Origin of the sequence: Mesonia maritima, from assembly GCF_042433895.1 — a bacterium.
Classification (GTDB): Bacteria; Bacteroidota; Bacteroidia; order Flavobacteriales; family Flavobacteriaceae; genus Mesonia; species Mesonia maritima.
The window spans coordinates 183742-210722 of record NZ_JBHLUA010000027.1 but is presented as its reverse complement, the minus strand read 5'-3'; the positions used below and the strand labels follow the sequence as shown (position 1 = coordinate 210722).

Sequence of the window (26981 nt, the reverse complement as noted above, 5' to 3'; positions counted from 1 at the left end):
ATAAACACAATTAAGTCTGAATAACGCCTAAATTAAAATCTTTCTTGATAGGAGCGTGGTTAGCCGCTTCAATACCGGTAGAAATCCACTTTCTGGTATCTAACGGATTAATTACTGCATCAGTCCAAATTCTAGAAGCCGCGTAATACGGACTTACCTGTCTGTCGTAATCTGCTTTAATTTTATCGTAAAGTTCCTTTTCTTTTTCTTCTGTAATTTCTTCGCCTTTTTTCTTTAATGAAGCGGTTTCAATTTGTAATAAAACTTTAGCGGCAGAATTTCCGCTCATTACTGCTAATTCTGCACTTGGCCAAGCAACAATTAATCTTGGATCGTAAGCTTTTCCACACATCGCGTAATTGCCGGCACCATAAGAATTTCCTACAACAACGGTAAATTTTGGAACAACCGAATTGCTTACCGCATTTACCATTTTCGCGCCATCTTTAATAATTCCGCCATGTTCACTTTTGCTTCCCACCATAAATCCGGTAACATCTTGTAAAAATACCAACGGAATTTTCTTCTGATTACAGTTCGCAATAAAACGCGTTGCTTTATCAGCCGAATCAGAATAAATAACGCCACCAAATTGCATTTCTGTAGGTTTTGTTTTTGAAGCTGTAGTTTTTACAATTTTACGTTGATTAGCCACAATTCCAACAGCCCAACCATCAATTCTGGCATAACCAGTAATAATGGTTTGCCCGTAACCAGCTTTGTATTCTTCAAATTCAGAATTATCAACCAATCGGTTAATAATTTCCATCATATCATATTGGTCACTTCGTTTAGCCGGTAAATGACCAAAAATTTCTTCTGGATCTAATTTCGGTTCCGCAGCTTTTTTTCGGTTAAAACCAGCATCTTCAGCAGCGCCGATTTTATCCATGATATTCTGAATTTTAGTCAGCGCGTCTTTATCATCTTTTGCTTTATAGTCGGTAACGCCACTAATTTCGCAATGCGTCGTTGCTCCGCCTAAGCTTTCATTATCGATACTTTCACCAATGGCAGCTTTTACCAAATAACTTCCCGCCAAGAAAATACTTCCTGTCTTTTCAACAATTAAAGCTTCATCGCTCATAATTGGTAAATACGCACCACCGGCAACGCAGCTTCCCATTACGGCTGCAATTTGGGTAATTCCCATACTGCTCATGACCGCATTATTTCTAAAAATTCGCCCAAAATGTTCTTTATCAGGAAAAATTTCATCTTGCATTGGTAAATAAACACCCGCGCTATCTACTAAATAAATAATTGGCAATTTATTTTCAATCGAAATTTCTTGTGCGCGTAAGTTTTTCTTTCCTGTAATGGGAAACCAAGCTCCGGCTTTTACTGTCGCATCGTTAGCCACTACAATTACTTGCTTTCCAGAAACTTTTCCTATTTTCACAACCACACCGCCACTTGGGCAACCGCCATGTTCTTCATACATTCCATCGCCAGCAAATGCCCCAATTTCAATAGCATCTTTCGGTTCGTCTAACAGGAAATCAATTCGCTCGCGAGCAGTCATTTTTCCTTTTGCATGGTGTTTTTCAATACGTTTTTCACCACCACCTAAGTGAATTTTTTTCAGTTTGCTGTTTAAATCAGAAACCAAAAGTTTGTTGTGGTCTTCGTTTTTATTGAATTTTATATCCATTTACACTAAATTTATTTTGGGCGTGTCCCTTACAGGGTCAGGCTTTCACTACTCGCTTTTTTATTTCTTTCAGTCATAAAAAGAGCTTAAAAAAGCCGTTCAATCCTTCACGCAGGTTTATTTTTCAACGAAAATACAAAAACCTTATAATTTTAATAACTAAAAAACTGGTATAAAAGCAAGATATTTGTATTTATGCAACTTCAAAATAAATTTTGTTTTAAAAAAATAGCATAAAATGATTTGATTATGGGAATGAATAAAAATACAGTATTGGCTTGGGCAACATTTATTATGATTTTAGTAGGGATAGGATTAATCGCGCTTGGAGCATTTCGTTATAAGGAAATTGCGGGTTATGGTTTTGCAGCTGTTGGGATTGGTTTTTTTGCTATCGCTTGGGTTTTTAACGCGTTAAAAGGAAGAGTGTAATGCGAGAACAATTACTAAAACATTTGCAAGGCGGAGAAGTATTTGTACCTTTAGATGAACTATTACCTAAAATTCCGTATGAAAAGTTAGGTGAACGTCCTGAGAATTTGCCTTATTCTTTTTATGAATTATTTTACCATATTGTTTATGCACAAAGCGACATTTTAGCATATTGCTGTAATAAAAATTATAAAGCGCCCAAATGGCCAAAGGATTATTGGCCAAAACAGCAAAAACCACAAAGCAAAGCCGAATGGGAAAACTTGCAAAAAACGTTTAAAAACTCTCAAAAAGCGTTAACCCAGCTTTTAGGTAACGAAAATAAAAATCTTTCTGAGACTGTACCAACCAACGATAAGCATACCTTACTTCGAGAAGTTTTATTAGTGATTGAACATAATGCATATCATACTGGTCAATTAGTAATTATTGCAAGATTGCTCGGGGTTTATAAATCTTAAAATTTCTTTCCTTTTTATCAATTAGATTTAAGATATTTGACACGTAATTATTGCGTTAGCGATAGTAGTGGCATCCTGCCGATAGGAAATCGGCAGATATAACGGATAGCGCGGTGCATCGCAAACGCCAAAAAAAACAAAAAATGGCAGACGATAAGAAAGTAATATTTTCCATGTCGGGAGTTACAAAAACGTATAAAAACGCTAATACTCCTGTATTAAAAAATATTTATTTAAGCTTCTTTTACGGAGCAAAAATTGGAATTCTAGGACTCAACGGTTCAGGTAAATCTACCTTAATGCGCATTATCGCAGGAAAAGAAAAAAACTACCAAGGCGATGTGGTTTTTTCTCCAGGTTATTCTGTAGGAATGTTAGAGCAAGAACCCGAACTCGATGAAGAAAAAACAGTTTTAGAAGTTGTAAAAGAAGGAGTAGCTGAAACGATGAAAGTTTTAGATGAATACAATTCTATAAACGATCAATTTGGGTTACCTGAAGTTTACGAAGATGCCGATAAGATGCAAAAATTAATGGATCGGCAAGCGAAGTTGCAAGATGAAATAGACGCTTCAAACGCTTGGGAAATCGATACCAAATTAGAAATTGCAATGGACGCGTTAAGAACGCCGGAAGCCGATAAAAAAATTAGCGTACTTTCGGGTGGTGAACGTCGTCGTGTGGCTTTATGTCGTTTACTTCTACAAGAACCCGATATTTTATTACTCGATGAGCCAACCAACCATTTAGATGCAGAATCTGTACATTGGTTAGAACATCATTTACAACAATATAAAGGAACCGTAATCGCTGTAACGCACGACCGTTATTTCTTAGATAATGTTGCCGGATGGATTTTAGAACTCGATAGAGGAGAAGGCATTCCATGGAAAGGAAATTACTCTTCTTGGTTAGATCAGAAATCTAAACGAATGGCGCAAGAGCAAAAACAAGCCAGTAAGCGTCAAAAATCATTAGAGCGAGAATTGGAATGGGCAAAAATGAATCCGAAAGGAAGACAGACCAAACAAAAAGCTCGTTTAAAAAATTACGATAAATTATTAAGTCAAGATCAGAAACAAATGGACGAGAAGTTGGAAATTTATATTCCCAACGGTCCGCGTTTAGGAACCAATGTGATCGATGCTAAAGGCGTAAGCAAAGCTTTTGGTGATAAATTATTGTATGAAGATCTTAACTTTCAACTTCCGCAAGCAGGAATTGTAGGAATTATCGGTCCGAATGGCGCTGGTAAAACCACCATTTTTAAAATGATCATGGGAGAAGAAGAACCCGATAAAGGAGAATTTAAAGTGGGGGAAACCGCTAAAATTTCCTATGTAGATCAGAGTCATAGTAATATTGATCCTGAAAAAACGATTTGGCAAAATTTTAGCGATGAACAAGACCTTATTATGATGGGCGGTCGAGAAGTAAATTCTCGCGCTTATTTAAGCAGATTTAATTTCAGCGGAAGCGAACAAAACAAAAAAGTAAATATGCTTTCTGGTGGTGAACGTAACCGACTTCATTTAGCGATGACCTTAAAAGAGGAAGGAAATGTTTTGTTATTAGATGAGCCAACGAACGATTTAGATGTAAATACACTTCGAGCGTTAGAGGAAGGTTTAGAAAATTTTGCCGGTTGCGCCGTAATTATTTCTCACGACCGTTGGTTTTTAGATCGAGTTTGTACACATATTCTTTCGTTTGAAGGAGATTCTCAAGTGTATTTCTTTGAAGGAAGTTTCTCTGATTATGAAGAAAATAAGAAGAAACGTCTTGGTGGTGATGTAATGCCAAAACGAATTAAGTATAAAAAATTGACACGATAATATCAATTCAATTTTTACTAAAATAAAAAGCCTTAGAATTTTCTAAGGCTTTTTTTATAATTAACAATCAAAAAAGATTATTTTCTTTTTATTACTTTTTCTGAAGCTTTTACGATTGCTGAAGCGTTTAATCCGTATTTGTCCATTAATTGGTCAGGAGTTCCACTCTCGCCAAACGTATCTTTTGTAGCTACAAATTCTTGCGGTGTCGGTTTATTTTCAGCTAAAACGCGTGCTACGCTTTCTCCTAAACCGCCTAAGAAATTATGTTCTTCCGCGGTAACAATGCAAGCTGTTTTTTCTACAGATTTTAAAATAGCTTTGTCGTCTAAAGGTTTTATGGTGTGAATATTTATCACTTCAGCAGAAATTCCTTTTTCTTCTAATTGTTCAGCAGCTTGAATCGCTTCCCAAACTAAATGACCGGTCGCCACGATAGTTACATCGTTTCCTTCTGTTAACTGAAGTGCTTTTCCGATTTCGAATTGTTGATCTTCAGGTGTGAAATTTGCAACTTTTGGTCTTCCGAAGCGTAAATAAACAGGACCTTCATGTTCTGCGATGGCTAATGTTGCTGCTTTGGTTTGGTTGTAATCGCAAGTATTAATTACCGTCATTCCCGGTAACATTTTCATCAAGCCAATATCTTCTAAAATCTGATGTGTCGCTCCGTCTTCACCTAAGGTTAAGCCGGCGTGAGAAGCACAGATTTTTACATTTTTACCAGAATAAGCTACGCTTTGTCTAATTTGATCGTAAACTCTTCCGGTAGAGAAATTTGCAAAAGTTCCGGTGAATGGAATTTTTCCACCGATAGTCATTCCGGCTGCCATTCCTATCATATTAGCTTCTGCAATTCCTACTTGAAAAAAGCGTTCGGGATGATTTTTTTTGAAATCATCCATTTTCAAGGAACCGGTAAGATCGGCACAAAGGGCAACTACATTTTCATTAGTCTTTCCAAGTTCAGTTAAACCAGCGCCAAAACCAGAACGTGTATCTTTTTTACCAGTATCTATATATTTTTTCATCATTTTTTGTTTCTGAAATTTTTAATTCGTGCTAGTAATCGCCTAAGGTTTCAGGGTTTTGCTTTAAACCGATTTCTAATTGTTCATCGCTTGGAGCTTTTCCGTGCCAGGCGTGCGTGTGCATCATAAAATCTACACCGTTACCCATCTCCGTTTTTAAAAGTATACAAACCGGTTTTCCTTTTCCTGTTTTTGTTTTGGCTTCATTTAAGCCTTTGATAACTTCAGTGAGATTATTTCCTTTTTCAATTTCTAAAACTTCCCAGCCAAAGGCTAAAAATTTATCTTTTACATTTCCTAGCGCAAGGACATCGTTTGTTGAACCATCAATTTGCTGACCGTTTAAATCGACCGTAGAAATGATGTTATCAACTTTATGGGCCGCTGCATACATAATGGCTTCCCAATTTTGACCTTCTTGTAATTCACCATCGCCATGAAGGGAATAAACTAAGTGTTTATCTCCATTTAGTTTTTTGGTTTGTGCTGCGCCAAGTGCAACTGACATTCCTTGACCAAGCGAACCTGACGCTACGCGAATTCCCGGTAAACCTTCGTGCGTTGTTGGGTGGCCTTGCAAACGCGAATCGATATGTCTAAATGTGCGAAGTTCTTCTACAGGGAAGAATCCGCTACGTGCTAGAACGCTATAAAAAACAGGAGAAATATGTCCGTTAGAAAGGAAAAATAAATCTTCGTTTTTGCCGTCCATATCAAAATCTTTAGAATAGTCCATAATTTCTTGATAGAGAGCGGTAAAAAATTCGGCACAACCTAGTGAACCACCAGGGTGTCCAGAATTTACTTTGTGTACTTGCCTGAGAATATCTCTTCTTACTTGCGTAACGAAATCTTCTAATTGTGTTGTATTTGGCATGAGTTTAATAAGGTTAAATTCAGTTTGTGCAAAAGTAATTTTTAATTGTAAGGTTTTAAAGGAAATAAGCCTTCAATTATTAACTTTTTAATGTGAATAAAGGTTTAGAGGTTGTTTTTCTGAAGAGGAAAAACTGTAAAGTCGGGATGAGAGGATTCGAACCTCCGATCTCGCGCCCCCCAGACGCGCACTTTAACCGGACTAAGCTACATCCCGAATTTTGGATTGCGAATATAATAATTATTAACTTTTTCAGAATATAAACTTCACAAAATTCTCTTTAAAAATGTTGTTATTAATTATTTGTTAAACCAATTCAAACTAAGCTTCTAAGAATTTATAATGCTCGAAATTTGCATTATGCAAGAAGATTTTAGCCAAAGAAATAAAAAGCGAGAACGTATCATTTTATTGGTTTTAGGAACCTTAATTGCTTTAGGTCCGTTTTCTATTGATATGTATTTGCCAAGTTTTGAAAGCATTGCAAAAGAATTTTCAATTACTAAAGCTGAAGTCGGTTTTTCTTTAACTAGTTATTTTATAGGGATCGGGTTAGGGCAATTAATTTACGGTCCGATAATGGATAAATTCGGAAGAAAAAAACCACTCCTTATCGGCTTAGTTATTTATATAATTTCAGCGGTAAGTTGTTTTTATTCTCCTAATTTGGAATGGCTTGTGGCTTCACGATTTTTTCTCGCTTTGGGAGCTGCTGCAGGAATGGTAGCTGCAAAAGCGGTAGTTCGTGATGTTTTTCCCACTAACGAAGTGGCGCGGGCAATTTCATTTTTAATGCTAATTATGGGAGGCGCTCCAATTATTGCACCTACGATTGGCGGAATTGTACTTACTTATTTTACGTGGCATGCAATTTTTGTAATCTTAGCCTTTTTCGCCACAATGATGTTTATAAGCGTATTTAAGTTTTTACCTGAAAGTATAGATCCCGATAAAAGTGTAGAATTGAAATTTAAAAAAGTAGCTTCAAAATATTATGGAATTTTAACCGATAAAATTTTTCTTACATTCTCATTAGCTGGAAGTTTTACCATTGGTGCTTTATTTTCCTATATATCGAATGCACCGACAATGTTTATGGAAAATTATAATTTAACTGAAACACAATTTGGTTGGTTATTTGGGATGAACGCAGCGGGTTTAATTGTTGGTAGTCAATTAAATAGAGTTGTTCTAAAAAGATACACAACGTTTAAAGTCACTTTATTTATAAGCGTTATTTTAGTGGTTATTGGTTCTTTATTTATGTTGAATGCTTTTTTTAGTTCAAATTTTTATATAACATTGGGATTATTATTTTCTATGCTTTTTTTATTAGGTTTTCAAAACCCGAACACTACCGCGCTATCCTTGTATCCGTTTACAAAAAGAGCCGGAAGAGCGTCAGCTTTAGTAGGAAGTATGAAAATGATTTTAGGTGCTCTAGCTTCATTTGTGATCAGTAAATTTACCGGCGTAAGTTTAGTCCCGATGGCAATTACGATTATGATTTGTTTGGTTTTAAGTGCATTTTTATTGTTTCGTTTTCAGAAAAAGGAAAAACGTGCTTTAATTATTATTGGGCGTTAATTATATTTGAAAAAAAACTTTCATGAAATTTAGAATTTCAGTTTTACTAATTTTAGTCACAATTACATTCGCTTGTAAAGAAAAGAAGGAAGAAAACTATAAAAATCCTGAGCATAATTCGGTTTCTTCAACTGAAAAAAATCCGTTTGAGAAAGGCAAAAAAATCTACACTAACAAATGTGCACAATGTCATTTAGCTAACGGAAAAGGGATACCAAAAATTTATCCACCTTTAGCAAATTCAAATTGGTTAACCGAAAAACGTGAAGAAAGTATTCACGCGGTAAAATATGGCTTAAATGGAGAAATTACCGTAAATGGAAAACCTTTTGAAAATGTTATGTTTTCGCTAGATTTATCTGATAAAGAAGTAGCTGAAGTAATGAATTACGTGATGAATTCTTGGGGGAATAAGCAGCAAAAGCCGGTGACGGAAGAAGAAGTTTCAGCCATTCAAAAATAATTGCTTAAAAAAACTACTTATGAAAACTAGACTTACATTATTTTTTATATTTTTTTCGACGATAATTTTTGCACAAAATATTGAAGGTAATTGGAGCGGCGATATTGAAGTTCAAGGAACAAAAATTGGGTTTACGTTTACCATTACAAAAGACGGCGATAATTATTCTTCTGTGGTCGATATTCCCAAGCAAGGTGTAAAAGATTTACCGGTAACCACTACAACTTTTAAAGATTCCACCTTAACGCTGAATATCGCAATGGCAGGAATTACCTACGAAGGAAAATATGAAAATAATGCTTTTGTAGGAAATTATAAACAAGCCGGGCTTACGCTTCCACTAAAATTAACACCGGGTGAAAAAAAATTAAATCGACCTCAAGAACCTAAAGAACCATTTCCGTATAAATCAAAAAATATTAATGTTAAAAATGAAAAAGCCGGAATAAATCTTGCCGCAACGCTAACACTTCCTGAAAACGTGAAAAAAGCACCAGCGGTAATTTTAATAAGTGGTAGCGGTCCTCAAAATAGAGATTCAGAAATTCTTGGTCATAAACCATTTTTATTGCTTTCAGATTATTTAACAAGAAATGGTTTTGCTGTTTTACGTTTTGATGAACGCGGTGTTGGTGAATCTGAAGGTGTTTTTTCTACCGCTACAAGTTATGATTTTGCAGATGATGTGGAAAGCTTTTTCAATTATCTAGAAACCAGAAAAGATATCGATTCAGAAAATATTGGACTTATTGGTCATAGCGAAGGCGGTTCTGTAGCGCCAATAATTGCGGCTCGAAATAAAAATGTAGCTTTTATTATACTTATGGCTGGCGCCGGAGTTCAAGGAAGCGATTTGTTGCTTTCCCAGAAAAAGGCAATACAAGAAAAATTAGGAGTAGATGCAGAAACAATAGAAAAAAGTCAGCAACAATTAGGAAAAGCTTACCAAATGATCGTGAATTCAACTGAAAATAATGAAGCTTTTCAACAAAAACTTGCTAATTATCTAGATGAAAATTTTGATGAAGTGCAAACCACAGCGCAAGCGCAAAAATTAGCTCAACAACTTACAAGTCCGTGGATGTATAATTTTATTCGTTACAACCCAAAACCGATTTTGGAAAAAGTGAAATGTCCGGTTTTAGCGATTAACGGAAGTAATGATTTGCAAGTTCCCGCCAAAGAAAATTTGTCAGCCATAAAAACTACCTTAACCGCAAAAGGAAATAAAAAAGTGACTATGCGAGAAATTGAAAAATTAAATCATCTTTTTCAAGAAAGTAAAACCGGTTTGCCAAACGAATATGCAGAAATTGAACAAACCATTTCTCCTGTAGCTTTGCGTATTATTTCCGATTGGCTTTTACGAACAACTGCTAACTAAATTTTAGTTTTGTAACCAAAGTCACTTTTAATTTATAACTTCTATTTTATCTTTGGAAGTGATGAAGAAAAAAGCTTACATAGCGGTTTTATGTTGTCTGTTATTTACCAGTAAACTATTTTTAGTTGAAGCAAATGTATTTCAATTGCTATTAGATTCAGATGAAATTACGTTTGTAAATCCGTTTTGTAAAAAGAAAAACGCTAAACAAAAACCGCAGTCACAAGAAAACTTTTCTACCGAAACTCTTACGGCTTCTTTTGTATTAAATTTAAACTGTCAGAACACTTTTCAAATTTCTGATTTTCAATATAAATCAGTTAATTTAGAAAAAGAAATATCATTTTTTTCCTATTTACACAGTTCGCTATTATCACCTTATTACGAACAACAACTTCCGCCACCTAAACAAGCATAATTTTTAATAATCATAAACTTTTAGGATTCTCTAAAAGAACATTTTTCAATTAAAAATATGTTATGAAAAATCAAGTGTTGGTGAGCGCTCGCTCTATTCAACTACTTCGAGTAATGCTAAGCGGAATTTTTCTCGTGGCAAGTTTTAACCATTTATCGAATTCCGAAAAAACGGTACAAAGAATTGAATCGGCTAATTTTAAAGGAATTGCCTATTTTTTTGGCGATCCAAAATTGTTGGTCATTCTTTCAGGAATTGTCATGTTTATTGCCGGTTTTGCACTTTTAATTGGTTTTAAAACCAGAATTTCGGCTAGCATTCTTGCGCTAGTTTTACTCCCGATTACCTTAACAATTCAAGTGGGACAAATTACCACTTTAGGTCCGTTATTTAAAAATATAGCTATAATTGGTGGACTCCTTTACTTTATAATCAACAATATTAAAATTAATAATAAAAAGTTATGAAAATATTTATTCTAAGTAGCTTAATTATTTTTTGTTCATTTTTTTCGATGAATGCACAAGAAAATTTATCACATGAAAAATCCACAAACTACATTGTGTTAACACGTAAAATTCCGCAATTAAAACCAATCTTAATTACTGCTGAAGAACTTAAAAGCGAAAATCCTTCAACATTCGGAAAATTTGAAGTTGTTATTTGCGGAAAAACTGTGAAAGATTTAGAAAACCCTTTAGCTATTGAGTCATTTTTACAACAAGCTGAAAAGTTAAATGTTAAGATTCATGCTTGTGGTTTTTCCTTAAAAAAATTCAAGGTGGATAAAACAAAATTACCTGCAAAATTAACTATTGTAGAAAACGGAATTCTCTACAATTTTAAAAAGCAGCAAGAAGGATATTTAAGTATAGAACTATAAAAAAATGGAGATGAAAAATTATAATAAACTCTTAATAATATTGATTTTTTCAAGCGTATTAATCGCATGTAAAGATGTAAAATCAACTCAAAAAAGTGATAAAATTAATATTGCGGAAAACGATACCGTTTCTGTAACGATTTTGCAAACTGCAGATATTCACGGGCAATTAGATACGCATCCAGAACTTTTTTGGGAAAATGGTAAAATTGTATTTAAAAATCGTGGCGGTTTAGCGAATATTAAAACCTTGTTTGAAAAAGAACGTGCTAAAAATCCCGGCAATACAATAATTGTAGATGGTGGCGATTTAATTCAAGGAAGCGGTTATGCAGCCTTATCTAAAGGAAATATTTTTCCGAAGCTAATTAAACAGATGAATTATGATGTTTTAATTCCTGGAAATTGGGAAGTTGTTTACGGAAAAAAACAAATGCTAGATGTGCTTCAGAAATATGAAACACCGGTAATTGCTCAAAATATGTATCACGAAAAAAATAATGAAAATTTATTTCCTTCTTATTTTATTAAAGAAATTGAAGGCGTAAAAATTGGTTTTATTGGCGTAAACGACCCGGATGTTCCTATTCGGCAAAATCCCGAATTTAGTAAAGGAATTAATTTTACCGGATTAAAACATTTACAAAAGCAAATTCAGGATTTAAAAAATAAAGAAAAAGTTGATGTTTTATTTTTGGTCACGCACTTTGGAATTTTTAAACAAGTAGAATTAGCCAATAATCCTATAGCAAAAAATGTAGATTATATTTTAGGAAATGATACGCATGAAAGAGTGCGAGAACCTATTCAAGGAAAATTTGCGAAAGTGACAGAACCGGGCGCTTTCGGTTCTTTTGTTGGAAAACTTAATTTAAAAATTGTAAATGGGGAAATTGTAGCAGATAATTATGAGTTACTAGAAGTAGATCCAAATAAATATCCGGCCGATAAAAAAATTGCGCAGTTAGTTGAAAAAGCCAAAGCTCCATATAAAGAAGAAATGGAAGAAATAATTGGTTATACAGACGTTCCGCTATATCGTTATTTAACAGTAGAAGACCCAATGGATAATATGATAACAGACGCTGCAAAATGGAAAACCGGTGTCGATATTGCTATTTCTAACGGCTTTAGATTCGGAAACCCTATTGTTCCTGAAAATGGAAAGCCGGCGCCCATTACAAAAGCTAATCTATGGAATGTTCTGCCGGTAAATGAAAAAATAAAAACTGGAAAAGTTAGCGGAAGGCAACTAAAAAACTGGTTAGAAAATGAAATTCACAATGCTTTTTCACCAAATCCAACAGAACGTTTCGGCGGTTGGTTGGTTAGATTTTCAGGGATGAAAATAGATTTTGATATCAGTAAACCAAAAGGAAATAGAATAAATACGATTAGTATTGGAGGAAAACCGCTCGAAGAGGAGAAATATTATTCCATTTCAGCTTGTGTTCGTCCCGGCGATCCTATGGATAATCTTTGCAGAATGCCAAATGTGAAAGATGTAGAAGTGAAAAATTATACAATTCACGATGCAGTTGAAGAATATTTGCAGAAATTTTCGCCAGTCTCGCCAAAGCTAGAAAAAAGAGCTTATTGCGAACAATTAGGTGTACATTCGTTTTCTACTGTTCCCAACACAGCTTATGAATTTAAATAGAAAAAAATGAAAACTAAAAAAAGAAATAAAATTTGGAATTATATTTTCTGGATTGCGTTAATTGTTGTGCTTTTTTCTTCGAGTTTAAGAGCTGAAGTTTTTGGTTTTTTACAAAGCGGAATGCTAAAATTAGGCTTTTTTAATCCTTCAATTGAAAATGTTGAAAAAATTACTGAGTCTAAAAATTATTCATTCTCTTTGGTTAATCAAAACGGAGAACAATTAAATTTAAATGATTTAAAAGGAAAAGTAGTTTTTGTAAATTATTGGGCAACTTGGTGTCCGCCTTGTGTAGCAGAAATGCCTAGTATTCATAAACTACATCAAAAGTTTAAAGATGAAAAAGATGTTGTTTTTTTAATGATTAATCAAAATAAAGATTTTACTAAAGCTAAAAATTATATTCAACGTAAAGAATACGAATTTGATATTCATCAAGCGCAAGGTAAAATTCCAAAAGATTTATCGGTGTTTAGCATTCCAACAACGTTTGTGTTAGATAAAAATGGCGCAATTGCTTATAAACACGAAGGAATCGCAAATTATAGTTCAGAAGAATTTATTAATTTTTTGAAAGAACTTAAAAATCAATAGAAAAAAAGCTGCTTCAGTTGTGAGCAGCTTTTTTAATTTTACACATGTAAATTATAAATATGAAAACCTATATCGCTTTTTTAAGAGGAATAAATGTTGGTGGAAAACATAAAGTTCCGATGAAAGATTTAAAAATGTTGTTGAAGAAAAACAGCTGTCAAAATATAATTACCTTATTAAATTCAGGTAATGTAATTTTTGATTCAGCAGAAACTTCTTCAGAAAAAATTCAGCAAGAATTAAGTGAGTTATTAGAAGAAAATTTTGGTTTTGCGATTCCTACGGTTGTAAAAACGAAGACTGAAATAGAAAAAATGTTAGCGGAAAATCCGTTTCAATCTATTGAATTAAATAAAGATATTCGCTTGTATGTAAGTTTTTTATATGAAGATTTAAAGAATAAATCGGTTTTAGAAAGTTTAGAAGATGATTCTTTTCGCTTGGTAAAAGTCAATAAAAATGAACTTTTTTCGGTGGTTGATCTTTCAAAAGGGAAATCGACCAAAGCGATGGAAAAAATGGATAAAGCTTTTCAAAAGCAATTAACGACCAGAAATTGGAACACAATTGAAAAAATAGGAGCGAAGCTAAACTGATTTTACATCGACATTTCTTTCCAAAAAATATATATTCCCATAAGAAGTACAAACCAGCCGAAACCTTTTTTTAGCTTTTTTCCATCGATAAATTTATTCAAGTAAATTCCGATAAATATTCCGACAACCGCAATAGCTGAAAAAGTTAAGAGAAAAACCCAGTCGATATCAATTGTGGTTACATCTCCTAAAAAACCGAGTAAAGAATTTATGGCGATAATAAAAAGGGAAGTCGCCGCGGCTTTTTTCATTGGTAATTTTGCCAATAAAACTAAAATAGGAACAATTATAAAACCACCGCCAGCGCCAACAGAACCGGTAATTAATCCGGTTAAAACTCCTAATAAAATTAATAACCCGATATTTAAATCGTTTGAATTTTCAGTATTTGAAGGAGTTTTTAAAGAATCTTTTCTGTCAATAATCATCGAAAATGAAGCGACTAACATCAGTAACGCGAAAAAAATCATAATCGCGATTTCTTTGGTTAATACAATACTTGAAGTTTCTAGTAAAACATGGGGAATCGCGGGAATTATAAATTTTCGTGTAGAAAAAACTGCGATAACCGCCGGAATTGCAAAAATGAGCGAAGATTTAAAATTTACTAATCCTTTCTGAATATTTTTTACCGCACCAAATAAAGCCGAAGTTCCTACTACGAAAAGTGAATAGCCAGTCGCTACTACCGGGTTTATCGCTAAAATGTAAACCAATACAGGAACCGTTAAAATTGAACCGCCGCCGCCGGTTAAGCCTAAAACTATTCCGATTACTAATGCTCCTAAATAACCTAAAATTTCAATCATTTTATTAAATCTGTAACGAAATTAGCAATTATAAATTAGCAATAACGTAATCTAAGTTACATTGCGATTAATTCAATATTATTTCGTTGAATTTTAAGTCGGTTTTGATTTTCTAATTTTTTCAATAAGCGGGAAATCACCACGCGAGAAGAATGTAAATCGGTTGCGATTTCTTGATGCGTTAAATGTAAGGTATTAGAATTGGCGATTTTCTTTTTTTCAGCTAAATAATGCAACAAACGTTCGTCTAGTTTAGAAAAAGCAATATTGTCTATCGCTTGTAAAACTTCCATTAATCGATTGTGGTAACTTTCGAACACAAAATTTCGCCAACTTTTGTAAGTAGAAGACCATTCTTCCATTTTTTGAATAGGAATCATAATTAGTGTGGAATCGGTTTCCGCGACCGCGTTAATTTCACTTTTATGATGAGACACACAACAACTCAGCGTCATCGCGCAAGTTTCGCCTTTTTCTAAAAAATAGAGTAGAAGTTCGTTTCCGTTTTCATCGATTCTTGAAATTTTTAAAGCGCCTTCAATTAATAAAGGCATCGAGCGTACATAATCGCCATTTTGTATAAGTTCTTCGCCTGCTTTAACTTTTTTTTCGATTCCTATTTCTTCTATTTCTTTAAGCAATTCGGGTTGAAAAACCGACGCATATAAAGATTGCAACGTATTTGTCATTCTTATTTTTTAGAATTGAAAATTACTAAAATTTAAATTCCTTTCTGTATAAATATTTAAAATTGTGAAAGTGGAATCTTATTTGCTACTTACTATTTATAGGCAATTTATTCGACTGTAACTTTGGTTACCGTGAGAAGTAAACTTATTATGTATTTTTGTATCGAAATAAAAATTTAAGTGGAAAAGTACCTTAAAATAATAAAAGACTCATTTACCGGATATTTTAATTATTTGGTAGATGAAATTTCAAATCCTTCGTGGACCAATTATTTTTATTGGCTCATCGGGCTTTCGTTATTGGTTTGGGTGCTTGAAATTTTAATTCCGTGGCGAAAAAATCAAGCAGTTTTCAGAAAAGGATTTTGGCTCGATAGTTTTTATATTCTTTTTAATTTTTTTCTGTTCTCGCTCGTCGGTTACAATGCTATTTCTAATGTTGGGGTAGAATTGTTCAATGATTTTTTAGCGCTCTTTGGTATAGAAAATTTGGTCGCGATTGAAGTGCAAGATTTACCCGCTTGGTCGCAATTATTAATTATGTTTGTAATCGCTGATTTTATTCAGTGGAACGTTCATCGACAATTACATAGAAGACCTTGGTTATGGAAATTTCATAAAATTCACCATAGCGTAAAAGAAATGGGTTTTGCCGCGCAATTCCGCTTTCACTTTATGGAAACCATCGTGTATAAAAGTGTACAATATATTCCGTTAGCGATGATTGGTTTTGGCATTCAAGAATTTTTTATCGTTCACATGTTTGCCGTATTTATAGGTCATTTAAATCACGCCAATTTAGGTTGGAATTACGGAATTTTCGGCTATTTGCTGAATAACCCAAAAATGCACATTTGGCATCATTCTAAAAAATTACCAAAAGATAGACCTTACGGAATGAATTACGGCTTAAGTTTAAGCATTTGGGATTATTTATTCGGAACGGCTTACATTCCTAAAAACGGAAAAAATATAGAATTAGGTTTTGAAGGCGATGAAAATTTTCCGGAAGGGTTCGGGAAACAACTCGCATATCCATTTCAACATAAACAAACTACAACACAAAAAAAGTTCAATAAAATAAGAAATCATGAAAATAAAACAATTTAACGATAAAGCTTTAGCACATTATTCTTATGCCATTGTAAGCGAAGGGAAAATGGCCTTGGTCGATCCTTCTAGAAACCCAATGCCGTATTATCAATTTGCTGAAGAAAATAACGCTGTAATTGTTGCTGTTTTTGAAACGCATCCGCACGCCGATTTTGTGAGCAGTCATTTACAAATTCATAAAGAAACCGGCGCGACAATTTATACCAGTAAAGATTTAGGAGCCGATTATCCACACCAAAGTTTTGATGATGGCGATAACTTCACAATGGGAACAGTAAAATTTTCAGCTATAAATACCCCGGGACATTCACCCGATAGTATTTCAATTGTTGCCGAAGCCAAAAATGAAAAAGCAGTTTTTACAGGCGATACACTTTTCATCGGAAATGTGGGAAGACCAGATTTACGCGAAAAAGCCGGGAATATGCACGCAAAGCGTGAAGAATTGGCAAAGCAAATGTATCATACAATGCAACAAAAATATAATGATTTGCCAGATGAAACTCTTGTTTATCCCGCCCACGGCGCTGGTTCTTTATGCGGAAAAAATATGAGTGATGCTTCCTCTTCAACCTTAGGACAAGAGCGAATGAGCAATTGGGCTTTTCAAGAACAAACCGAAGAGGAATTTGTAAACGAATTATTACAAGATCAACCGATGATTCCGCATTATTTCGGATTTGATGTAGATACCAATAAAAAAGGACCCGATAATTTCTTAAAAAGTATTGGCGAAGTTCCGGTATTGTTAAATGTTTCGCAAGTTGAAAAAGATACAACCATTATCGATATTCGCTCTGCCGATGATTTTAAAGCCAATCATTTACCGGAAAGTTTTAATATTATAGGAATCCGCGAAGCGCAAAAATTAGAAACTTGGTTAGGTGCGATTGTAAAACCTGAAGAAGAATTTTACGTTGTAGTTCCTTCTGTAGATATGATTGAAACAACTTTAAGTAGAATCGCAAAAATCGGTTATGAAAAACAACTAAAAGCGATTGTGACGTTAGCAGGCAATTTAGAAAAATCTGAAGAAATTAATTTAGAAGCTTTCAAAGAAAACTCTTCCAATTACACTATTGTAGATATTAGAAATGTCCCGGAAGTAGAAACTAAAAAACCATTTGAAAATTCTATAAATATTCCGTTACACGAATTAAGAGAACGTGTACAAGAAATACCAACTGAAAAACCAATTGTTGTACATTGTGCAGCTGGTTATAGAAGCGCCGCAGGAAGCAGTATTATCGATAAATACATAGATAAAACGTCTGTACTCGATTTAAGCGATGCGATTAAAGAGTATTTATAAATAAAAATTTATTTTAATTGAAGAATCCGTTGCAATGCGACGGATTTTTTAGTTTTTAGCACTTAGGTAACTTGGGTTACTAAAACCTTCAGTTTAAAAAATGATATTTGTTGAAAATTGTAGAAAATGAATTTAATTTATGAACCTTGGCCGTGGTATATCGGCGGACCGGCAATAGCATTTATTATGTTATTCCTATTATTAATCGGAAAGAAATTCGGAATGTCATCTAACCTTAGAACACTTTGTTCAATTGGCGGTGCTGGGAAATATTCCGATTTTTTCAACTTCAATTGGAAATCCCAAAAATGGAATTTAGTAATTGTCGTGGGAGCGGCAATTGGCGGTTATTTGGCGGCAAATTATTTATCTTCAAATACCGTAGAAATAAATGAAAATTTGTTTCCGCAACTCCACGAATACGGAATTTACAGTGCGGGAAAAGCTTATTTACCTACCGAAATTTTTGCATTGGAAAGCTTAAATTTAAAAAATATATTAATTCTTCTTGGCGGCGGACTTTTAGTTGGTTTTGGTGCTCGTTATGCAGGCGGTTGTACTTCAGGCCACGGAATTTCTGGTTTAAGTAATTTACAACTCCCATCGCTTATTGCAATAATCGGTTTTTTTATTGGCGGTTTAGTAATGGTTCACCTTTTTTATCCTTTTATTTTTTAAACAAATCTTTATGAAGACAATAATCTATTTAATTACAGGAATACTTTTCGGAATTGTAATGTATAAATCTGAAGCCGCTTCGTGGTTTAGAATTTACGAAATGTTCAATTTTGCTAGTTTTCATATGTACGGCATTATGGGATCTGCTGTGGCCGTCGGTTTAGTTGGTGTTCAGTTTTTTAAACGAAAAAATATAAAAGCGATCGATGGTTCAGAACTTTCGTTACAACCGAAAGAAAAAAGTATAGCTCGTTATTTATTGGGCGGAATAATTTTTGGTTTAGGTTGGGCGCTTGCCGGCGCTTGTCCGGGACCAATGTACACGTTAGCCGGAGTTGGTTATATTTCAATTTTAATTGTTATTATTGGTGCAATAATCGGAACTTTTCTATACGGAATATTTAAAAATAAATTACCACATTAATCTTATTTCAATTATTATTAAACCACTTTTTTATTCAATTTTCTTAATTGGCTCCACATAAATATTAAACTTGTTCCGCTAATAAAACCGATTAAACTTGTAGGTATATCTTTTTCGGTTATCAAAAAATAACCACAAAATAAAACACCTAAAATTCCAGTAATGATTACTAAATAATTTGTTTTCATATCAATAGTTTTAATTAGTTCTTTATTTGACATTTACTTGGGTTTTTTAGTTACAACTTTGATTAGTTTTTTTATTTAGTAACTTCTTAACGGGCTATGCAATTACATTTCTTTATTTTTAAATAAAAAATGAAAACGCAAAGTATTCTATTAAAAGAGCGTCCTAAAAAAACTCCCCAAACTTCTAATTTTGAGTTTAAAGAGGAAGAAGTTAAATCACCAAAAGAAAACGAAGTACTTTTAAAAACGATCTATGTTTCAGTAGATCCTTATTTAAGAGGAAGAATGCGCGATGAAGAATCGTATATAGAGCCTTTTCAAATTGGGAAACCTATTACTTCGGCGATTATCGCGAAAGTAGAAAAATCTGAATGCGAAAATCTTAAAGAGGGAGATTACGTTCTTGGCCATTTGGCTTGGAAAGAATATCAGATAGCAAAAGGAGAAAACCTTCAAAAAGTTGATTCCAATCAGGCAAAACTTTCTGCTTATTTAGGAATTTTAGGAATGACAGGTTTAACGGCCTATTTCGGCTTAACAGATATTGGTCAACCCAAAGAAGGCGAAACGGTTTTAGTTTCCGGTGCAGCAGGCTCCGTGGGAAGTGCCGTAGGACAAATTGCTAAAATTTATGGTTGCAAAACTATAGGAATTGCAGGTTCTGATGAAAAAATTAAATTGATTAAAGAAAAATTTAATTACGACGAAGGCATTAATTATAAAACTACCGAGAATATGAAAGAAGCTATTTCAAAAGCAGCTTCCAATGGTGTCGATGTTTATTTTGATAATGTCGGCGGAAAAATTCTTGATGCAACTTTACAGAATATCAATAGAAACGGGAGAGTAATTAACTGCGGAGCGATCTCTCAATATAATAAAGAAGAAACTGTAACTGGACCGCGTGTAGAAGGAATTCTCATAAAGAAAAGTGTAAAAATGCAAGGTTTCACCGTACGAAACGATTATAAAGAAAATTTTGCTGAAGGCACAAAGCAACTAGCTAAATGGCTTCAAGAAGGTAAATTGAAATATGAGGAAACGGTTCGTGAAGGTTTCGAGAATATTCCGCAAGCTTTTATCGATTTATTTTCGGGAGAAAACAAAGGAAAAATGGTCGTAAAAGTGGCAGACGAATAATTGAAAGCTGAAAGTCTAACGTTCATAAGCAACATAACTATCCCAAAATATTTTCAATGTTTTGGGATATTTTTTTAGCATATAGAAAATGAATTTCAGTTAAATTTCTATTTCTGAATATTCTTAGCCCAATAAAAAATCAATTTAGATTTTATATATTTACCAAACAACTAAATATTACTACACATAAGCTATCATTATGGATAAAAATTACCGTGTAAAAGTTAACCAAGATATTGAATTAGACTTCACCTTAGATGAAATTCAACAGCTTGATACACAAGAAATTTCCGAAAAAAAATACCACCTTTTAAAAGAACATCGATCTTTTAAAGCAGAAATTATCGAAAGTGATTTTCTAAAACGGAAATACACCGTAAAAATTAATTCTAATAATTACGAAGTCGATATCGCAAACGAGCTCGATTTACTTATTGAAGAAATGGGCCTTTCGTTAGGAAACGCTCAAATGGTAAATGAAATTCACGCGCCAATGCCCGGCTTAATTTTAGAAGTAAATGTAAAAGAAGGCGATGAAGTAAAAGAAGGCGACTATTTATTAGTGCTAGAAGCGATGAAAATGGAAAACGCTTTAACAGCGCCAAGAGACGCGGTTATAAAATCTATTTCTATAGAAAAAGGACAAACCGTCGAAAAAAATCAATTGCTAATCGAAATGGAATAAACTTTCATTATAAGCTCAAGAATTAAAAAGAGTTTTATGATTGAAAATTCAAAATAGTACAATTTATTATGAAAAAAATATTGGTTGCCAATCGTGGAGAAATTGCATTACGCGTTATGAAAACCATTCAGAAAATGGGCATCAAAACCGTAGCAATTTATTCTACAGCAGATCGAAACGCACCGCACGTAAAATTTGCAGATGAAGCGGTTTGTGTAGGAGAAGCACCTTCAAATCAATCCTATTTATTAGGCGATAAAATTATAGAAGTAGCAAAAGAATTAAATGTAGATGGTATTCATCCCGGCTACGGATTTTTAAGTGAAAATGCAGATTTCGCTGAATCTGTGGAAAAAAATAATATCACATGGATTGGTCCCGGCTCTAAGGCCATTAAAATTATGGGGAGCAAATTAGCCGCAAAAGACGCGGTAAAAGCCTATGACATTCCAATGGTTCCCGGAATAGATGAAGCCATTACCGATACTAAAAAAGCCAAAGAAATCGCTAAAGATATTGGCTATCCAATTCTTATAAAAGCGTCTGCTGGCGGTGGCGGAAAAGGAATGCGCGTAGTAGAAGAAGAGAAAAAATTAGAAGAACAAATGAAACGAGCCATCAGCGAAGCAGAATCAGCTTTCGGCGATGGTTCAGTTTTTATTGAAAAATACGTGGCCTCACCGCGTCATATTGAAATTCAAATTTTAGCCGATACCCATGGAAATGTCTTACATCTTTTTGAACGTGAATGTAGCATTCAGCGTCGTCACCAGAAAGTTGTAGAAGAAGCACCTTCAGTAGTTTTAGACGAAAAACTTAGAAAAGAAATGGGTGAAGCGGCCGTCCGTGTTGCAAAATCTTGTGATTATGTTGGCGCCGGAACGGTAGAGTTTTTATTCGATGAAAATAGAAATTTCTACTTTTTAGAAATGAACACGCGTTTACAAGTAGAACATCCCGTGACTGAATTAATTACAGGAATAGACTTGGTAGAACAGCAAATAAAAGTAGCTCGCGGTGAAAAATTAGCATTTAGTCAAGACGATTTAACCATTACTGGTCACGCGTTAGAATTAAGAGTTTATGCTGAAAATCCCTTAGATGATTTTCTTCCTAGTGTCGGAAAATTAGAAAAATATCGTATGCCTAGCGGCGAAGGAATTCGTTTAGATAATGGTTTTGAAGAAGGAATGGACGTCCCGATTTATTACGACCCGATGTTGGCAAAACTCGTTACCTACGGAAAGAGTAGAGAAGAGGCTATTCAACTCATGATTAAAGCGATTAACGATTATGAAGTAGATGGTGTAATGACAACCTTACCTTTCGGAAAATTTGTTTGTGAACATGAAGCCTTCCGAAGTGGAAATTTCGATACCCATTTCGTGAAAAACTATTATTCCGCAGAAAAACTTCATGCCGAAACGGAAGAAGAAGCCAAACTTGCGGCAATTATTGCCTTACGTCAATATTTAAAAGATCAAAAAGCATTGCGTTTACCGATTACTGAATAAAAGCTGAAAAGAACATGAGTCAAAATATAGAAAAGTTAAACGAAAAAATTAAGCAAGCCCATTTGGGAGGCGGCGAAAAAAGAATTGCAAAACAGCACGAAAAGAAAAAATTAACCGCGAGAGAACGGGTAGATTATTTATTAGATGAAGGTTCTTTTGAAGAAATCGGGATTTTGGTAACCCACCGAACCACCGATTTTGGAATGGAAGATCAGCAATATTATGGCGATGGCGTAGTAACAGGATACGGGACAATTAACGGAAGATTGGTTTATGTTTTCGCGCAAGATTTTACCGTTTTTGGGGGAGCTTTATCTGAAACCCACGCAGAAAAAATCTGTAAAGTGATGGATTTAGCTGTAAAAGTAGGCGCGCCTATGATTGGTTTAAACGATTCCGGTGGAGCCCGAATTCAAGAAGGCGTAAAATCGTTAGGCGGTTATGCAGATATTTTTCATAGAAATGTGAAATCTTCAGGCGTAATTCCGCAGATTTCCGCGATTATGGGTCCTTGTGCCGGTGGAGCAGTTTATTCTCCAGCGATGACAGATTTTACGTTAATGGTTCAAGATACCAGTTATATGTTTGTTACCGGACCAAACGTAGTAAAAACCGTAACCAATGAAGAAGTTACTTCAGAAGAATTAGGAGGCGCGAGTACGCATTCTACCAAATCTGGTGTTACGCATAGAACTGCAATCAATGATATTGCTTGTTTGGAAGATATCAAGAAATTAGTAAGTTACATGCCACAAAGTAACGAATTCACACCCGAGAAACTTCCGTATGAATTAGGGGACGAATTGCGTCCGAAATTAGACGAATTAATCCCAGATAGTTCTAATAAACCTTATGATATGCACGAGGTGATTAACGGAATTATCGATGAAGAATCATTTTTTGAAATTCATAAAGATTATGCTGATAATATAATTGTTGGTTTTGCACGTTTAGGCGGAAGAAGCATAGGAATTGTCGCTAACCAACCGATGAGTTTAGCTGGTGTTCTCGATGTAGATTCTTCTAAAAAAGCGGCACGATTTACTCGTTTTTGCGATTGCTTCAATATTCCGTTGTTAGTTTTAGTGGATGTTCCAGGATTTTTACCGGGAACCGATCAAGAATGGAACGGAATTATTTTACACGGTGCAAAATTATTATATGCGCTTAGTGAAGCCACCGTGCCGAAAGTTACGGTAATTACGCGAAAAGCTTATGGTGGCGCTTATGATGTAATGAATTCTAAACATATTGGCGCCGATTTAAATTTTGCTTGGCCAACGGCAGAAATCGCAGTAATGGGAGCAAAAGGAGCGAGTGAAATTATTTTTAGAAAAGAAATTAAAGCCGCAAAAGATTCGGCTGAAAAATTAGCGGAAAAAGAAGCAGAATATGCTGAATTATTTGCAAATCCTTTTGAAGCTGCTAAACGTGGATTTATAGATGAGGTAATTATGCCACGCGATACGCGCCGAAAATTATTAAAAGGATTTAGTATGTTAGAACATAAAAAAGTGTTACGACCTAACAGAAAACACGGAAATATTCCGCTGTAAAACATTTTCTACAAAATTTCAGAAAGCTATCTGAAGGAGAGGAAAGCATCATTCTAAATTTATTTCAGAATCTCATTGAGTAATTATGACTATGAGAACCTGAATCAAGTTCAGATTGACAAACATTTCTATTCAGATAGCTTTTTTTATTTTTAAACTATGAAGAAATTAAAAAAAATTGTGGTGGTTGATGAAACTAAAATGAATTCAGCTGCTCTAGAAAAACTAAATATTTATGCTGAAGAAGTTGAGGTATTTCACGACTATCCAGATTCAGAAGAAGAAATAATTAACCGAATAAAAGATGCTGAAGCGGTTTTGGTTTCTTGGCGAACAGAAATCACTTCACAAATTATAGATCAAGCACCAAATTTAAAATATATAGGAATGGCATGCAGTTTGTTTGATGACGAATCTGCGAATGTTGCTGTAAAACACGCCCAAGAAAAAGGAATAAAAGTAACCGGAATTTTTGATTATGGAGATCCTGGTGTGATTGAATTTGTAATTTCTTCGCTAATTGATTTGTTACACGGTTTTGGAACTCACCAATGGAAAAAAATGCCGGTAGAATTAAGCGGAAAAAAAATAGGAATTATTGGTTTAGGAACTACAGGCAAATTATTGTCAGAAGCCTTGCTAGCTTTAGGAGTTCAGGTTTATTATTTCAGTAAAACCCGAAAAAAAGTTTGGGAAGAGAAAGGTGTGAACTATCTTGAATTATCAGAATTATTGGAAACCTGTGAAATAATTTCGATTCATTTACCAAAAAATGTCACATTGTTGAATCAAGAAGAATTTGAGAAATTTGGTTCTGGCAAGATCCTTGTAAATACTTCATTGGGTTTGCCTTTTGAAGAAAAAGCATTTCACAGTTGGATTCAGCAAAACGGGAATTACGCTCTTTTTGATGGTGATGCAAAAAATTCGCTTTCTGAAGAAATTCAGCAACACAAAAATGTTCTCATTCAAGAGAAAAGTGCAGGTTGGTCGAAAGAAACACAAAATCGACTTTCTGAAAAAGTGCTTGAAAATTTGAATAATTATCTTTCCTGATCTAAAAATATAGAGGGGGGATTTTTTAAACTAATTTGTTATATTAGTGAACATTACCGGTTAATTTGTTAATTAACTGTGAAATTTAACTGATTTAAATTGTATTTATTCTTCTAGATAAATATAAATTCTTAATATTGATTTTTAACTAAAAATTTGAAAAAAACGATTATGATTAAAGCTAGAAAAATCGCAACATTATTAGTATTCCTTTTTATTGGGACTTCAACATCATTAATTGCGCAAGTGAATCCGCAAATGGATAGAGAAGAAACTTCTGCAGCTGATGTTTCTGATAAAGAACTTAATATGTTTGCCGATGCATACCAAAGTGTACAAATGGCAAATCAACAAGCACAACAGAAAATGATGAAAATGATCCAAGATAAAGGATTGGACGTTCAGCGTTTTCAAGAAATTCAGCAAGCTTCTGCAAATCCAAATCAAGAATCTGATGCTACAGCTGAAGAAATGAAAAAACATCAAGAGCTTGTTGCTCAGTTCCAAAAAATGCAACCTGAATTACAACAAGATATGGAAAAAGCGGTAGTTGACAGTGGTCTCTCTATGGAGCGTTACCAATCTGTTGCAGCGGCTGTTCAAAATAGTCAAGCATTACAACAAAAATTACAGAAAATTATGATGGAAAGAAATACACAAGGATAATTTCTTTTCAAATAAAACATAAAAAAAGCCAGCGAATTCGCTGGCTTTTTTATGTTTAAGAATTTCTGACTTTCTGTTTCTCTCCGACAGTAAAATATAATAGTGAACCTATAAAATTAAAGAATATCACTACTAAAACCCAGAGAATTTTATTTCATTTTTTTGAGACTTTTTAAAATTGCTTCTGCTACTTCTTCCTGTCCTTTTTCTGAAGTAATATAAGCTTTGTTTTGAGGATTAGAGATAAAACCTAATTCTAATAAAACTGCCGGAGCTTTACTGTCACGTAAAATTTTAAAATTCGCTTTCCTCATTTCTGTTTTTTGTAAAGGAGAATTATTAAACGACAACTCTGTAACTAGAGAAGAAACAAAACTTATTGTTTTTTGTTCAGTATTGTTTGTTTTTGTATAGGCTTCAATTCCATTATCGTTTTTGTTGTTGCTCGCGTTTACGTGAAGTGAGATTACAAAGTCTGCGTTGTTTTTGTTAGCAATTTTCACCCGTTCTTCTAAAGAAATAAACTCATCGTTTTCTCTTGTGAAAATTAATTCGAAATCTTTAGTATTATGAAGTTTCTTAATTTTCTGAAGAAGTTTTAACGTAATATTTTTTTCCAGAATACTTTCATCTGTGGTTCCCAAATCTTTTCCGCCGTGACCAGCATCGATTACAATTTTTAAGGGTTCATTAGAAGTTGTTTTTTTTGAAGTTGAAAATGCTACTACAGCAAAAAATGCAATTACACCGAAGGTAATAAGACTTAATTTTTTCATTGGTTTTAAGTTTTGGTTTATAAAATAACGTAAGAAGTTTCTATAAAATTGTATAAATAAAAAACGATCTAAAACAAGAAATTATTCAAGCTTTAGATCGTTTTTAGAATTTGGAAAAATGAAAAACTATTCTTCGTCTTTCATATCTACTTTTTTCTTTTCGATATTTCCTTCTTCATCTTTTTTAATTTTCACTTCTTTTTCGCTGTCTTCCATTTTTATTTTCTCTCCGTCGTCTTTTACTTTAATTTCAGCGTCGTTTTCCATTTCTACTCCTTCTACAGTAGTAGTATCGTCATCTTTTTTCTCTTCATCTCTACAAGAAGTTAAGCTAATAGCAGCAATAAATAAGAAAGCAAAAAACTTTACTAGATTTTTCATAATAATTAATTTAATAGATTGTTAAGCTGTAAAACTACAGTTAAGTTTTTAAATAACCTATAGCTGTTTGCTGTTTTATTGCACCTCTAAAAGGTTTAATAACCAGCGGTTTATCTCGA

At 33.9% G+C, this 26981-nt stretch carries 31 protein-coding genes and 1 tRNA gene; 22 read left to right on the top strand and 10 right to left on the bottom strand.

Annotated features, from left to right (window positions below; translation table 11 throughout):
• Window positions 1-10: 10 nt before the first annotated feature.
• On the bottom strand, window positions 11-1654 hold the full coding sequence (locus ACFFGL_RS14655) for an acyl-CoA carboxylase subunit beta (protein ID WP_309727797.1): 1644 nt from the start codon (window positions 1652-1654) through the stop codon (window positions 11-13).
• A 255-nt stretch (window positions 1655-1909) separates the two neighbouring features.
• On the opposite strand from ACFFGL_RS14655, the gene ACFFGL_RS14650 reads away from it, so the two are divergent.
• The 3 genes from ACFFGL_RS14650 to ettA all read left to right on the top strand — a co-directional run bounded on the left by ACFFGL_RS14650 (window position 1910) and on the right by ettA (window position 4382).
• The gene (locus ACFFGL_RS14650; protein WP_309727841.1) at window positions 1910-2086 is read left to right on the top strand and encodes a CAL67264 family membrane protein; all 177 of its coding nucleotides are present in this window, start codon (window positions 1910-1912) and stop codon (window positions 2084-2086) included.
• Window positions 2086-2547, top strand: coding sequence for a DinB family protein (locus tag ACFFGL_RS14645; RefSeq protein WP_309727796.1), 462 nt, complete (start codon window positions 2086-2088; stop codon window positions 2545-2547). The genes ACFFGL_RS14650 and ACFFGL_RS14645 overlap by 1 nt, the downstream gene beginning before the upstream one ends.
• A 143-nt stretch (window positions 2548-2690) precedes the next feature.
• Entirely contained in the window at window positions 2691-4382 is a 1692-nt protein-coding gene (gene ettA / locus ACFFGL_RS14640) for an energy-dependent translational throttle protein EttA (protein ID WP_309727795.1), read from the top strand.
• Between the two features lie 77 nt (window positions 4383-4459).
• Here ettA and ACFFGL_RS14635 read toward each other — a convergent pair whose 3' ends face one another.
• The 3 genes from ACFFGL_RS14635 to ACFFGL_RS14625 all read right to left on the bottom strand — a co-directional run bounded on the left by ACFFGL_RS14635 (window position 4460) and on the right by ACFFGL_RS14625 (window position 6506).
• Window positions 4460-5413, bottom strand: coding sequence for a transketolase family protein (locus ACFFGL_RS14635; RefSeq protein WP_309727794.1), 954 nt, complete (start codon window positions 5411-5413; stop codon window positions 4460-4462).
• Window positions 5414-5444: 31 nt separating this feature from the next.
• A complete protein-coding gene (locus tag ACFFGL_RS14630; RefSeq protein WP_309727793.1) occupies window positions 5445-6290 on the bottom strand; it encodes a transketolase in 846 nt (281 codons plus the stop codon).
• Between the two features lie 141 nt (window positions 6291-6431).
• Window positions 6432-6506: transfer RNA gene (locus tag ACFFGL_RS14625), tRNA-Pro, on the bottom strand.
• 126 nt (window positions 6507-6632) lie between these two features.
• Between ACFFGL_RS14625 and ACFFGL_RS14620 the strand changes: the two genes are divergently transcribed.
• The 9 genes from ACFFGL_RS14620 to ACFFGL_RS14580 all read left to right on the top strand — a co-directional run bounded on the left by ACFFGL_RS14620 (window position 6633) and on the right by ACFFGL_RS14580 (window position 13875).
• Window positions 6633-7877 carry a multidrug effflux MFS transporter gene (locus tag ACFFGL_RS14620; protein WP_309727792.1) on the top strand — a complete coding sequence of 415 codons (1245 nt, stop codon included), beginning with the start codon at window positions 6633-6635 and terminating at the stop codon, window positions 7875-7877.
• A 22-nt stretch (window positions 7878-7899) separates the two neighbouring features.
• Entirely contained in the window at window positions 7900-8340 is a 441-nt protein-coding gene (locus ACFFGL_RS14615) for a c-type cytochrome (RefSeq protein ID WP_309727791.1), read from the top strand.
• Window positions 8341-8359: 19 nt separating this feature from the next.
• The gene (locus ACFFGL_RS14610; protein ID WP_309727790.1) at window positions 8360-9724 is read left to right on the top strand and encodes an alpha/beta hydrolase family protein; all 1365 of its coding nucleotides are present in this window, start codon (window positions 8360-8362) and stop codon (window positions 9722-9724) included.
• Between the two features lie 61 nt (window positions 9725-9785).
• Entirely contained in the window at window positions 9786-10142 is a 357-nt protein-coding gene (locus ACFFGL_RS14605) for a hypothetical protein (protein ID WP_309727789.1), read from the top strand.
• Between the two features lie 62 nt (window positions 10143-10204).
• Window positions 10205-10609: a DoxX family protein gene (locus tag ACFFGL_RS14600; protein WP_309727788.1), complete on the top strand. Its 405-nt coding sequence runs from the start codon at window positions 10205-10207 to the stop codon at window positions 10607-10609.
• Window positions 10606-11025 carry a DsrE family protein gene (locus tag ACFFGL_RS14595; RefSeq protein ID WP_309727787.1) on the top strand — a complete coding sequence of 140 codons (420 nt, stop codon included), beginning with the start codon at window positions 10606-10608 and terminating at the stop codon, window positions 11023-11025. Before ACFFGL_RS14600 ends, ACFFGL_RS14595 begins: the two co-directional genes overlap by 4 nt.
• Window positions 11026-11035: 10 nt before the next feature.
• Window positions 11036-12685 carry a bifunctional metallophosphatase/5'-nucleotidase gene (locus tag ACFFGL_RS14590; protein ID WP_309727786.1) on the top strand — a complete coding sequence of 550 codons (1650 nt, stop codon included), beginning with the start codon at window positions 11036-11038 and terminating at the stop codon, window positions 12683-12685.
• A 6-nt stretch (window positions 12686-12691) separates the two neighbouring features.
• Complete coding sequence (locus ACFFGL_RS14585; RefSeq protein ID WP_309727785.1) at window positions 12692-13279, top strand: TlpA family protein disulfide reductase; 588 nt, start codon at window positions 12692-12694, stop codon at window positions 13277-13279.
• Between the two features lie 59 nt (window positions 13280-13338).
• A complete protein-coding gene (locus ACFFGL_RS14580; protein ID WP_309727784.1) occupies window positions 13339-13875 on the top strand; it encodes a DUF1697 domain-containing protein in 537 nt (178 codons plus the stop codon).
• Window positions 13876-13877: 2 nt separating this feature from the next.
• Here the strand turns inward: ACFFGL_RS14580 and ACFFGL_RS14575 are convergent, their stop codons facing one another.
• Window positions 13878-14684 (bottom strand): sulfite exporter TauE/SafE family protein, encoded by an 807-nt coding sequence (locus ACFFGL_RS14575; protein WP_309727783.1) that lies wholly within the window; start codon window positions 14682-14684, stop codon window positions 13878-13880.
• Between the two features lie 56 nt (window positions 14685-14740).
• Window positions 14741-15373 carry a Crp/Fnr family transcriptional regulator gene (locus ACFFGL_RS14570; protein WP_309727782.1) on the bottom strand — a complete coding sequence of 211 codons (633 nt, stop codon included), beginning with the start codon at window positions 15371-15373 and terminating at the stop codon, window positions 14741-14743.
• Between the two features lie 180 nt (window positions 15374-15553).
• Between ACFFGL_RS14570 and ACFFGL_RS14565 the strand changes: the two genes are divergently transcribed.
• From ACFFGL_RS14565 to ACFFGL_RS14550, 4 genes are all read left to right on the top strand, one after another.
• The gene (locus ACFFGL_RS14565; RefSeq protein ID WP_309727781.1) at window positions 15554-16483 is read left to right on the top strand and encodes a sterol desaturase family protein; all 930 of its coding nucleotides are present in this window, start codon (window positions 15554-15556) and stop codon (window positions 16481-16483) included.
• Window positions 16464-17798 carry an MBL fold metallo-hydrolase gene (locus ACFFGL_RS14560; protein ID WP_309727780.1) on the top strand — a complete coding sequence of 445 codons (1335 nt, stop codon included), beginning with the start codon at window positions 16464-16466 and terminating at the stop codon, window positions 17796-17798. The genes ACFFGL_RS14565 and ACFFGL_RS14560 overlap by 20 nt, the downstream gene beginning before the upstream one ends.
• A 126-nt stretch (window positions 17799-17924) precedes the next feature.
• Entirely contained in the window at window positions 17925-18476 is a 552-nt protein-coding gene (locus ACFFGL_RS14555) for a YeeE/YedE family protein (protein WP_309727779.1), read from the top strand.
• Between the two features lie 10 nt (window positions 18477-18486).
• Entirely contained in the window at window positions 18487-18900 is a 414-nt protein-coding gene (locus tag ACFFGL_RS14550; RefSeq protein ID WP_309727778.1) for a DUF6691 family protein, read from the top strand.
• Between the two features lie 17 nt (window positions 18901-18917).
• On the opposite strand, the gene ACFFGL_RS14545 is transcribed toward ACFFGL_RS14550, so the two are convergent.
• The gene (locus ACFFGL_RS14545; RefSeq protein WP_309727777.1) at window positions 18918-19121 is read right to left on the bottom strand and encodes a hypothetical protein; all 204 of its coding nucleotides are present in this window, start codon (window positions 19119-19121) and stop codon (window positions 18918-18920) included.
• Between the two features lie 96 nt (window positions 19122-19217).
• Here ACFFGL_RS14545 and ACFFGL_RS14540 point away from each other — a divergent pair, with 96 nt between their 5' ends.
• The 6 genes from ACFFGL_RS14540 to ACFFGL_RS14515 all read left to right on the top strand — a co-directional run bounded on the left by ACFFGL_RS14540 (window position 19218) and on the right by ACFFGL_RS14515 (window position 25705).
• A complete protein-coding gene (locus ACFFGL_RS14540; protein WP_309727776.1) occupies window positions 19218-20228 on the top strand; it encodes an NADP-dependent oxidoreductase in 1011 nt (336 codons plus the stop codon).
• A gap of 199 nt (window positions 20229-20427) precedes the next feature.
• A complete protein-coding gene (locus ACFFGL_RS14535) occupies window positions 20428-20913 on the top strand; it encodes an acetyl-CoA carboxylase biotin carboxyl carrier protein subunit (RefSeq protein ID WP_309727775.1) in 486 nt (161 codons plus the stop codon).
• A gap of 68 nt (window positions 20914-20981) precedes the next feature.
• The gene (accC, locus tag ACFFGL_RS14530) at window positions 20982-22427 is read left to right on the top strand and encodes an acetyl-CoA carboxylase biotin carboxylase subunit (RefSeq protein WP_309727774.1); all 1446 of its coding nucleotides are present in this window, start codon (window positions 20982-20984) and stop codon (window positions 22425-22427) included.
• Window positions 22428-22441: 14 nt separating this feature from the next.
• Window positions 22442-23983 (top strand): acyl-CoA carboxylase subunit beta, encoded by a 1542-nt coding sequence (locus ACFFGL_RS14525; protein ID WP_309727773.1) that lies wholly within the window; start codon window positions 22442-22444, stop codon window positions 23981-23983.
• Between the two features lie 159 nt (window positions 23984-24142).
• Complete coding sequence (locus tag ACFFGL_RS14520; protein ID WP_309727772.1) at window positions 24143-25039, top strand: NAD(P)-dependent oxidoreductase; 897 nt, start codon at window positions 24143-24145, stop codon at window positions 25037-25039.
• A 171-nt stretch (window positions 25040-25210) separates the two neighbouring features.
• Window positions 25211-25705 (top strand): DUF4168 domain-containing protein, encoded by a 495-nt coding sequence (locus tag ACFFGL_RS14515; RefSeq protein WP_309727771.1) that lies wholly within the window; start codon window positions 25211-25213, stop codon window positions 25703-25705.
• Between the two features lie 55 nt (window positions 25706-25760).
• Here the strand turns inward: ACFFGL_RS14515 and ACFFGL_RS14510 are convergent, their stop codons facing one another.
• The 3 genes from ACFFGL_RS14510 to ACFFGL_RS14500 all read right to left on the bottom strand — a co-directional run bounded on the left by ACFFGL_RS14510 (window position 25761) and on the right by ACFFGL_RS14500 (window position 26862).
• Window positions 25761-25853, bottom strand: coding sequence for a PLDc N-terminal domain-containing protein (locus ACFFGL_RS14510; RefSeq protein WP_309727839.1), 93 nt, complete (start codon window positions 25851-25853; stop codon window positions 25761-25763).
• Between the two features lies 1 nt (window position 25854).
• Window positions 25855-26481 carry an N-acetylmuramoyl-L-alanine amidase family protein gene (locus ACFFGL_RS14505; RefSeq protein WP_309727770.1) on the bottom strand — a complete coding sequence of 209 codons (627 nt, stop codon included), beginning with the start codon at window positions 26479-26481 and terminating at the stop codon, window positions 25855-25857.
• Between the two features lie 126 nt (window positions 26482-26607).
• Window positions 26608-26862, bottom strand: a complete 255-nt coding sequence (locus tag ACFFGL_RS14500; protein WP_309727769.1) for a hypothetical protein — start codon at window positions 26860-26862, stop codon at window positions 26608-26610.
• Window positions 26863-26981: the final 119 nt, after the last annotated feature.